Below are 10,231 nucleotides of genomic sequence, written 5' to 3'. Positions count from 1 at the left end.
GGCGCATTATAGGGAGTTATTTCAGGCTGACAAGAGGAAATTTAAAATAACTTTCTGAGTGCGCGTTATTTCACCAAAACTGTCTTTAACATGCCATAAAATAAGCAATCTGCCGTTTTTGCAACCGCAATCACACTTCCTGATGGCATACTAATGAATAAGAGAAAGAGTAAGGAAGAACATTCATGCCTTTAAATGCCCAACAGCTAGCCGCACAGAAAAACCTTTCCTATGTTCTGGCCGAAAAGCTGGCTCAGCGAATATTAAAAGGTGAGTACGCGCCAGGCGCCATCCTACCAGGTGAAATAGAACTGGGCAGCCAGTTCGGTGTGAGCCGTACAGCGGTAAGGGAAGCGGTAAAGACATTAACGGCAAAAGGTATGGTATTACCGCGCCCGCGTATTGGTACTCGCGTTATGCCACAAGCAAACTGGAACTTTCTCGATCAGGAACTGCTCACCTGGTGGATGACGGAAGATAATTTCCCTCAGGTTATCAAACATTTTCTGGTGATGCGCATTAGCCTGGAGCCTCAAGCCTGTTTACTGGCGGCGACTATCGGCACAGCAGAACAAAAAGCACATCTGACTACGTTAATGGAAGAGATGGTCGAGCTGAAAAGGAACTTTAAGCGCGAGCGCTGGATTGAGGTTGATATCGCCTGGCATGAGCACATCTATGAAATGAGTGCGAATCCATTTCTGATCTCCTTTGCCTCGTTATTCCATTCCGTCTACCAGACCTATTTTACCTCTATTACCTATAACGACGTGGTAAAGCTGGATTTACATCAGGCTATTGTCGATGCCATAGAGGAGAGCGATGGCGATCGCGCCTTCACCGCCTGTCAGGCATTGCTGATAGCTCCTAACGATCTCCCGGATAAATAACATGCCTGAAAAGAAATCGCGCAGTATGGCCGGACTGCCATGGATCGCAGCCATGGCCTTTTTTATGCAGGCATTAGACGCCACCATCCTTAATACTGCGTTACCCGCCATCGCGCACAGCCTCAACCGCTCCCCACTCGCCATGCAGTCTGCCATTATCAGCTACACCCTGACGGTAGCGATGTTGATCCCGGTAAGTGGCTGGCTGGCTGACCGCTTCGGCACCCGACGTATCTTTATGATTGCCGTGAGTCTGTTTACCCTGGGTTCACTTGCCTGTGCACTCTCCGGCTCTTTAACCCAACTGGTTATTTTCCGCGTGATACAAGGCATTGGTGGTGCAATGATGATGCCGGTTGCCCGCCTGGCGCTATTACGCGCCTACCCGCGCAGTGAGCTGCTCCCGGTCCTTAACTTCGTGACTATGCCGGGCCTGGTGGGACCCATTTTAGGTCCGGTCCTGGGCGGAGTACTGGTCACGTGGGCCAGCTGGCATTGGATCTTCTTGATTAATATTCCGATTGGCATCGCCGGCATCTTCTACGCCCGCAAATATATGCCTAACTTCACGACGCCGCGCCGCCGTTTTGATATGACTGGCTTCTTTCTCTTTGGTCTGAGTCTGGTACTGTTCTCCAGCGGCGTGGAGTTGTTCGGTGAAAAGCTTGTCGCCAGTTGGGTCGCCCTCAGCATTATTCTTGGTAGCATTTTGCTACTGCTCGCTTACATCCGCCACGCGCGCCGCCATCCCACACCGTTAATTTCTCTACCAATCTTTAAGACCCGCACCTTCTCGGTCGGTATCGCGGGAAACCTTGCCACACGTCTGGGAACGGGGTGTGTCCCTTTCTTAATGCCGCTGATGTTGCAGGTAGGCTTTGGCTACCCGGCGCTAATAGCCGGTTGCATGATGGCGCCGACGGCGCTGGGATCTATTCTGGCGAAATCGATGGTGACGCAGGTTCTGCGTCGTCTTGGCTACCGCACCACGCTGGTCGGCGTCACGGTATTTATCGGCCTGATGATTGCGCAGTTCTCTTTGCAATCTCCCGCGATGCCAGTCTGGATGCTGATCCTGCCGCTGTTCATTTTAGGTATGGGAATGTCCACCCAGTTTACTTCAATGAATACCATTACCCTTGCGGATCTAACCGATGATAATGCCAGTAGTGGCAACAGCGTGTTAGCCGTCACGCAGCAGCTGTCGATCAGCTTAGGGGTGGCGATTAGCGCCGCCGTACTGCGTGTCTATGAAGGCATGGAAGGAACCAATACGGTAGAACAGTTCCACTATACCTTTATTACGATGGGCGCGATTACGGTGATATCAGCGCTGATGTTCATGCTGCTAAAAGCCAAAGATGGCCGCAACCTGATCAATGATCGGCATAAGTCTAAACCGACCCCCGCACCATCAGAACAGGAGTAAGCTGCAGGCGCTGTTGCTGTAAAGCGGGCTGCGCCATGCGGTGGATTAATACGTCGATGGCCAGCTCACCCAGTTCATCTTTCGGTTGGTGGATAGTGGTGAGCGGTGGCGTCATGTAGCGCGCCAGTTCGATATCATCATAGCCCACGACCGCCATATCCTGCGGAATGCGCAATCCTGACTGATACAGAGCCTGATACGCCCCCACAGCCATTGCATCATTGCCCGCAAAAACGGCCTGTGGTCGCTGGTTATGTGACAACAGCGTTTGCATGGCTTCAAACCCACCGCCGAACTCAAAATCACCGGTGATCTCATAGCCCTGAGGAATATCCAGCCCTGCACGCTTCATCGCTTCCCGGTATCCCTCCAGCCGCAAACGTGCCGGCGTTTTATCCAGTGGACCGGTAATACAAGCTATGCGCGTAAAACCCTTATCAATGAGATGCTGAGTTGCCAGATCGCCACCCAGTAGGGAATTGTCCTGAATCAGGTCACTTTCCCCTTCAAAGGGTGACCAGTCCATCATCACGGTGGGAATAGAAGGGTAGCGCTGCATGATCTCCATGGAAGGCTGATGGGTTTCGGTGCAGAGCAGCAGTAAGCCGTCCACCCGCTTTTGCATCAGTGTCTCCAGATTACGATTCATGCGCTGTTCATCGCCTTCGGTGTTGCACAAAACCAGACTGTAGCCGCGCTCAAAACAGCTGCGCTCAACGCCGCGTACCAGTTCTGAATAGAAGGGGTTGGTACTGGCTGTGATTAACATGCCAATGGTGCGAGTCTGATTCAACTTGAGGCTACGCGCCAGCGCGGAAGGCGCGTAGTTAAGCTCTTTAATCGCAGCGTCAACTTTGCCGGTGATAGCCTCGCTGACAAAGCGATCTTTATTAATGACGTGAGAAACCGTCGACGTGGAAACACCCGCCAGGCGGGCAACGTCCTTCATTGTAGCCAAGCGTTACCTCTGCTGACCTAAAAACGCCTCAATTTCTTCGCGCCACGGAACGGAAGGTTGTGCACCTTTACGCGTTACCGCAATCGCCGCGGCCGCATGCGCAAAGCGAATCGCCTCAGGCAACGGTGTCTCTTCCAGTAACGCGGTAATTAACGCACCGTTAAAGGTATCACCGGCAGCGATGGTATCAACGGCGTCCACTTTAAAACCAGGAACACGATGACCTTCACCGTTTACGCTAGCCCACACACCACGACTTCCTAAGGTAATCAGTACGGTGTGAATTCCCTTTGCGTGCAGCGCCAGCGCTGCTTTAGCGGCATCTTCATCGTTTTCTACCCGGATCCCGGTCAGCTTTTCAGCTTCCGTTTCATTCGGGGTAATGATATCTACCAGCGACAGCAGTTCGTCAGGGAGTTCACGAGCCGGAGCCGGATTAAGCGCGACCGTCGTATTATGTCGACGCGCAATTTTTGCCGCAGCCAGTACGCTTTCAATGGGCGACTCTAACTGCATCAGTAAGGCCGAGGCCTGCGCAATACGGTCATGTTGAGCTTCCACTAACGCAGGAGAAAGTGCGGCATTCGCCCCGGCATGAATAGCGATAACGTTCTCGCCTTCCGCGTTAACAAAAATCAGCGCCACGCCGGTCGCTTCGCCAGAAATCACGCTAACAGGCGCAATATCGATGTTATCGCTGGCTAATTGTTTACGTACACGCTCACCAATATCGTCATCTCCTGTACAGGCAATGAAGGCGATATTCGCACCACTACGACCCGCAGCAACCGCCTGGTTCGCGCCTTTTCCGCCAAATGCGACCTGATAGTGGCTACCGGTTACGGTTTCGCCGGGTGTCGGAAAAGAGTTAAGGTTAAGGATGTGATCGGCATTAATGCTGCCAAGTACAACGAGGTTGCCTGCGGTTTTCATGTTCGGAATTCCAAGTCAAAGTGCGCCACCGGGTTAGGGTGGCGCGTGCCCTGCTTTTCTTTTTACGCTTTCATCTTCAACGCTCTGAGGATGGCGTATTTATGTCGCCATCAGGTCGCGAGCGGCCTGAATCGCTATTACTGCTTGATGACCAGCTTCAGGTCAACCGGATATTTAGCCTGAACCTTCTCGCCCTTCAGTACCTTATCCGCAATATCAACGCCTTTCGCGCCAATCTGATCCGGTAACTGAGCGATGGTCGCAGCCAGTTTGCCATCATTTACCGCTTTTTCGCCATCAGGCGTGCCGTCAAATCCAACCACCATCACATCAGATTTACCCGCCGTTTGCAGAGCACGCAGCGCGCCCAGTGCCATTTCATCGTTCTGAGCAAATACGGCCTGCACATCAGGATGCGCGGTCAGCAGGTTCTGCATAACGTTCAGACCTTTGGTACGGTCGAAATCTGCCGGCTGGCTAGCCAGCACGTTAAATTTGTGTGCCGCAACGGCCTGCTGGAAACCTTCGCCACGCTCACGCGCCGCCGATGTTCCGGCAATACCCTGCAGTTCGATAACTTTCGCACCTTCGCCTGCTTTCTTCGCGATGTAGTCACCGGCAATTTTACCGCCCAGCACGTTATCAGACGCAATATGGCTGACAACATCCCCTTTGGTTGCCTGACGGTCCAGGGTGATCACCGGAATTTTCGCCTGGTTAGCCATCTTCACGGCATTACCCACGGCATCGGAGTCGGTTGGGTTAATCAGCAGAATTTTGGTTCCACGCACGGTTAAGTCCTGAACGTTCGCCAACTCTTTCGCCGGGTTGTTCTGCGAGTCCAGAATCACCAGGTTATAACCCAGCTTATCGGCTTCTTTTTGCGCCCCATCCTTCAGAGAGACAAAGAACGGGTTGTTAAGGGTAGAGACCACCAGCGCAATGGTATCTTTTGCCATCGCATTCGCGCTCACGGTGGCACTCAGCGCAACAGCAGAAACCAGGGTAGCCAGTTTTTTCATGTTCATATTTAAGATGTCCTGTAGTCGTTGTTACTGCTTTTTGTTGTCTACCAGTACCGCCAGCAAAATGACCACTGCTTTAACGATCATCTGGTAATAGGAGGAAACACCTAACAAATTCAAACCATTATTGAGGAAACCGAGAATCAGTGCGCCGATCAGCGTACCAACAATACGTCCTTTACCGCCAGCCAGGCTGGTGCCGCCTAATACCACCGCCGCGATAGCATCCAGCTCATAGCCGGTACCCGCCGTCGGTTGCGCTGAGGAGAGACGCGCCACTTCGATGATGCCCGCCAGAGAAGCCAGCAGCCCACAGAGTGAATAAACGATAATTTTGATCTTATTGACGCTGATACCGGACAGACGCGTTGCCGCTTCGTTACCGCCCAGCGCATAAATATATCGACCCAGACGGGTATGGTGCAGCATGTACCACGCGGCCAGGAAGACAATCCCCATGATCCATACTGGCGTAGGGACGCCTAACGGACGACCAATACCAAACCAGCCAAACAGATCGGCATTGTCGGTAAAGCCGGTGTTTACCGGACTGCCGTTGGTGTACACCATGGTGACGCCGCGCAGCAGCAGCATCATCACCAGCGTGGCGATAAACGCCTGCACGCGGCCTTTTGCCACAATAACGCCAGTCACGGCACCAACTGCCGCACCTAACGCCAGCGCAGCGGCAACGGCCACCAACGCGTTGACTTCAAGACCCACAATCGAAGCAGCAACGGCACCGGTAAGCGCCAGTAGCGAACCCACAGACAGATCGATACCCGACGTCAGAATAACCAGCGTCATACCAACGGCCATGATGGCGTTAACCGACGTTTGCTGGAGAATGTTGAACAGGTTATTAACGGTAAAAAAGTTGGGGCTCATGGTGGAAACAATCGCGATCAGCACTAACAGAGCGATGAGCGACTTTTGCTCCAGAAGCCATGCTTTAGTGAAATAACGGCGACCAGAAACAGCCTGGGTAGTCATCTTTTTTACTCCTGATTCACGCGATTAAGCTTGCCCACAGCGGCAGCCATTAATACTTCCTGAGTGGCCTGCTCGCGAGTGAATTCACCGCCGAGATGCCCTTCATGCATGACGATAATGCGATCGCTCATGCCCAATACTTCTGGCATCTCCGAAGAGACCAGAATGATGCTCAGCCCATCAGCCTTAAACTGGTTGATTAGCTGGTAAATCTCTTTTTTAGCCCCAACATCCACGCCGCGCGTGGGTTCATCGAGGATCAGCACTTTGGGCCGGGTCATCAAACCACGCGCAATAGCCACCTTTTGCTGATTGCCACCGGAGAGCAGGCCGATTGCCTGTTCCATCGAGGGCGTTTTCACATTGAACAGACGGATAAAATCGCCCACCGCCTGCTGCTCATCTTTGTGTTTCAGACTGCCGCCCGTACGGCTGAAGTAACGCAGTGCGGTCAACGACATGTTCTCTTTCACCGACATGCCCAGCACTAAGCCGTCGCGTTTGCGGTCTTCAGAAATATAGACGATGCCGTTGGCCAGCCCATCCTGTTCAGAACGCGTAACCACTTCATGCCCGTCAAGCGTGACGTAACCACTGGTGCGCGGCAGCGCGCCGTATAGCACTTTCATCAATTCAGTACGTCCGGCACCCATCAGACCCGACACGCCAAGGATCTCACCTTTACGCAGCGTGAATGACACATCATGCACTCCAGGGCCGCACAAGTTATCGACCTTCAGGCGCACATCGCCAGGCGCTTTATCCAGCCGCGGGTACTGATCTTCCAGCTTACGTCCCACCATCATTTCAATGAGTGAATCTTCGGTCAGTGAGGCCACTTCACGTTCGGCAATAAACTGCCCATCGCGGAACACCGTCACATCATCACAAATTTCGAAAATCTCTTTCATGCGGTGAGAAATATAGACAATGCCGCGTCCCTGAGATTTCAGTTCACGGATCACGCGGAACAGGGATTCGGTTTCGGTATCCGTCAACGCATCCGTCGGTTCATCCATAATGATGACCCGGGATTCAAAGCTCAGCACTTTGGCGATTTCAACCATCTGCTGATCGCCAATCGATAGCTCACCGACCAGCTTGTCGCTTTTAAAACGCAGATTAAGTTTAGCCAGCAACTGGTCTGCTTCGGCATACATCTTCTTCCAATCGATTTTGCCAAAGCGATTCACAAACTCACGGCCGAGGAAAATGTTCTCGGCGATGGTGAGTTGCGGGATCAGGTTCAGTTCCTGGTGAATGATGCCGATCCCTGCTTCCTGAGAGGATTTAGGACCGTTAAAGGTGGTTTCTTTCCCCAGCCACAATAACGAACCGGCATCACGAGTGTAGATACCAGTCAGGACTTTCATCATGGTGGATTTGCCCGCGCCGTTTTCGCCCACCAGCGCCATAACGCGGCCGGAGTAAACATTCAACGCGGCGCCGGATAGCGCTTTAACGCCCGGGAACGCTTTATCGATCCCTTTGAGTTGCAGTAGTGCGTTCATGATGGCCTCAGAACGTGACGCCAGCACAAAGAATGATATTCGCATACGGAGAACATTCTCCGCTGCGAATTACCGCCTGACTGTCTGCGGTTTGTTTTTTGAATTGTTCATGCGTGGTGTAACGAATTTCTATGGTATTTCCCTGGTGTTGTTGCAGTTGCTCAATGTGGCTGAGCAACGTTTCGTGGAGTTGCGGATTATGTTGTTTGATTTCCGTCGCGAGAATGGCCGACTCGACCTGCATTTCACGCGTGACCACGTCCAGTACCTGCATAAAAGAAGGTACGCCCTGGGTTAATGCCATATCGATACGCGTAGTACTATTTGGGATGGGTAAACCCGCATCACACACCACCAGCGTATCGGTATGCCCCAGACGGGAGATCACCGATGAAATTTCAGAGTTGAGTACCGTGCCTTTCTTCATTTTCTTTCCCCACTAGCGAAACGTTTCGCTGGTGATAAGTTTAGTCTGAAGAATGCACATAAAACCACCATGACGTTACGAAAATGTGATCGTCATCGAAACGTTTCGCAAGCCGTATCATCAGAAGAAAGGAAAATGTGAGGGGGAAAACAAAACGCCCCCTTTCATGAAGAAAGAGGGCGTCGGTAACGTTAAATCTCGACCTGCGTCCCGAGCTCAATCACCCGGTTAGGTGGGATCTCAAACTGGTCCGGTGCACGTAGCGCATTGCGCTGCAACAGCAGATACAATTTGCCGCGCAGGCGTAAATACCACGGACGTTTGCCGACAATCAGCGACTCGTGCGACATGAAGAACGAGGTTTCCATCATCCGACAGCTTAGGCCTTCCAGCCCGCAGCGATGGAACACTTCCTCTACGTTTGGTGTTTCGCGCCAGCCGTAGCTGGCCACCACGCGCCAGAAGGTCGGCGACAGCTGCTCAATTTGCACCCTACGCACATTATGAACATACGGCGCATCTTCTGTACGCAGCGTCAGCAGGATCACGCGTTCATGCAGCACCTTGTTATGTTTGAGGTTATGCATAAGCGCAAACGGGATGACATTCATGGCACGGGACATATACACCGCTGTGCCAGGCACGCGTACCGGCGGCGATTTCTCCAGAGATGCAATCATCGCCTCCAGAGAATTACCGTGTTCATGCATACGACGCAGCAGACGGAAGCGCTCGCTTTTCCAGGTGGTCATGATGGTGAACATCACCAGACCCAGCGTCAGCGGCAGCCAACCACCAGAAATCAGCTTATCAAGGTTCGCGGAGAACAGCGGAATATCAATGCACAGGAAGGCCACCAGAATCAGGAACACAAAGTATTTATTCCAGTGCCAGTTTTTACGCGCCACGGTTGTCGACAGAATAGACGTCAGCACCATCGTCCCCGTCACCGCAATACCGTACGCGGCGGCCAGGTTACTGGAGTGCTCAAAGCTGACAATCACAATCACCACGGCGATGTACAGCATCCAGTTGACGAACGGAATATAGATTTGCCCTGACTCCATCTCTGAAGTATGGATGATACGCATCGGCGACAGATATCCCAGACGTACCGCCTGCCGCGTCAATGAGAATACGCCAGAGATCACCGCCTGCGAGGCAATAACCGTGGCCAGCGCGGCAAGGATCAACAGGGGAATCAACGCCCAGTCCGGTGCCAGCAGGAAGAACGGGTTTTTGATCGCTTCCGGATGTTTTAACAGCAATGCACCCTGGCCAAAATAGTTCAGCACCAGCGAAGGTAACACTACTGAGAACCACGCCAGGCGAATGGGGAACTTACCAAAGTGGCCCATATCCGCGTACAGCGCTTCAACGCCGGTGATCGACAACACCACCGCGCCCAGCGCAATAAACGACAGCGTTTTATATTCGAGGAAGAAATGCACCGCCCACATTGGGTTTAACGCCTGCAGCACTTCCGGGTTAGCAATAATGCTACGTACGCCCAACACCGCCAACACCAGGAACCAAACCAGCATAATAGGTGCAAAAAGCTTACCCACGGTACCAGTACCGTGCTTTTGAATCATAAACAGCAGTGTCAGGACAATAATAGAGAGCGGAACAATCCAGGTATCCAGTTGCGGTGCCACGATCTCCAGACCTTCGATCGCCGACATCACCGAAATAGCCGGCGTAATCACCACCTCACCATAGAAGAAGCTGCCGCCTATCAACCCCATAATGACCAGCATTGAGGTCGTTCGCGCCGACGTATTACGCCCGGCCAGTGACATTAGCGTCAGGATCCCGCCTTCTCCGGCGTTATCCGCACGCATGACAAACGTCAGGTACTTGATGGAGACAACAAAGATCAGCAGCCAGAAAATCAGCGAAAGAAAACCAAACACGGCATCACGTTCAACGCCAAAACCGAACTGCCCAGACAAACATTCACGGAGTGTATAAAGTGGGCTGGTACCAATATCACCGTAGACAACCCCAATAGCTGCAAGGGTAATCGCAGACAATGATTGCTTATTATCAGTGCTCATAGACT

At 52.5% G+C, this 10,231-nt stretch carries 9 protein-coding genes; 2 read left to right on the top strand and 7 right to left on the bottom strand.

Translation table 11 applies throughout. The annotated features are described in order from the left end of the window. The first annotated feature begins 185 nt into the window (after nucleotides 1-185). Both FDX01_RS01780 and mdtD read left to right on the top strand, forming a co-directional pair. Nucleotides 186-890 (top strand): FadR/GntR family transcriptional regulator, encoded by a 705-nt coding sequence (locus tag FDX01_RS01780; protein WP_096758963.1) that lies wholly within the window; start codon nucleotides 186-188, stop codon nucleotides 888-890. 1 nt (nucleotide 891) lies between these two features. Then, nucleotides 892-2,319, top strand: coding sequence for a multidrug transporter subunit MdtD (gene mdtD, locus FDX01_RS01775; RefSeq protein WP_096758964.1), 1,428 nt, complete (start codon nucleotides 892-894; stop codon nucleotides 2,317-2,319). Here the strand turns inward: mdtD and rbsR are convergent. From rbsR to kup, 7 genes are all read right to left on the bottom strand, one after another. Continuing rightward, the gene (gene rbsR / locus FDX01_RS01770) at nucleotides 2,285-3,277 is read right to left on the bottom strand and encodes a ribose operon transcriptional repressor RbsR (protein ID WP_096758965.1); all 993 of its coding nucleotides are present in this window, start codon (nucleotides 3,275-3,277) and stop codon (nucleotides 2,285-2,287) included. The two genes, mdtD and rbsR, sit on opposite strands and share 35 nt — an antisense overlap. A gap of 3 nt (nucleotides 3,278-3,280) precedes the next feature. Then, a complete protein-coding gene (gene rbsK, locus FDX01_RS01765) occupies nucleotides 3,281-4,210 on the bottom strand; it encodes a ribokinase (protein WP_115259866.1) in 930 nt (309 codons plus the stop codon). Between the two features lie 137 nt (nucleotides 4,211-4,347). After that, complete coding sequence (gene rbsB / locus FDX01_RS01760; protein WP_096758967.1) at nucleotides 4,348-5,238, bottom strand: ribose ABC transporter substrate-binding protein RbsB; 891 nt, start codon at nucleotides 5,236-5,238, stop codon at nucleotides 4,348-4,350. 24 nt (nucleotides 5,239-5,262) lie between these two features. Further along, nucleotides 5,263-6,228: a ribose ABC transporter permease gene (gene rbsC / locus FDX01_RS01755; RefSeq protein WP_096758968.1), complete on the bottom strand. Its 966-nt coding sequence runs from the start codon at nucleotides 6,226-6,228 to the stop codon at nucleotides 5,263-5,265. A gap of 5 nt (nucleotides 6,229-6,233) precedes the next feature. Further along, a complete protein-coding gene (rbsA, locus tag FDX01_RS01750) occupies nucleotides 6,234-7,739 on the bottom strand; it encodes a ribose ABC transporter ATP-binding protein RbsA (RefSeq protein WP_117342619.1) in 1,506 nt (501 codons plus the stop codon). Nucleotides 7,740-7,746: 7 nt separating this feature from the next. After that, nucleotides 7,747-8,166 carry a D-ribose pyranase gene (gene rbsD, locus FDX01_RS01745; protein ID WP_061075803.1) on the bottom strand — a complete coding sequence of 140 codons (420 nt, stop codon included), beginning with the start codon at nucleotides 8,164-8,166 and terminating at the stop codon, nucleotides 7,747-7,749. Between the two features lie 191 nt (nucleotides 8,167-8,357). Then, the gene (kup, locus tag FDX01_RS01740) at nucleotides 8,358-10,226 is read right to left on the bottom strand and encodes a low affinity potassium transporter Kup (RefSeq protein WP_115259869.1); all 1,869 of its coding nucleotides are present in this window, start codon (nucleotides 10,224-10,226) and stop codon (nucleotides 8,358-8,360) included. Between the last annotated feature and the right edge of the window lie 5 nt (nucleotides 10,227-10,231).

The sequence above is a fragment of the Citrobacter sp. wls613 genome (assembly GCF_005281195.1).
Classification (GTDB): Bacteria; Pseudomonadota; Gammaproteobacteria; order Enterobacterales; family Enterobacteriaceae; genus Citrobacter; species Citrobacter gillenii.
This window is presented reverse-complemented; position numbering and strand designations above follow the sequence as displayed.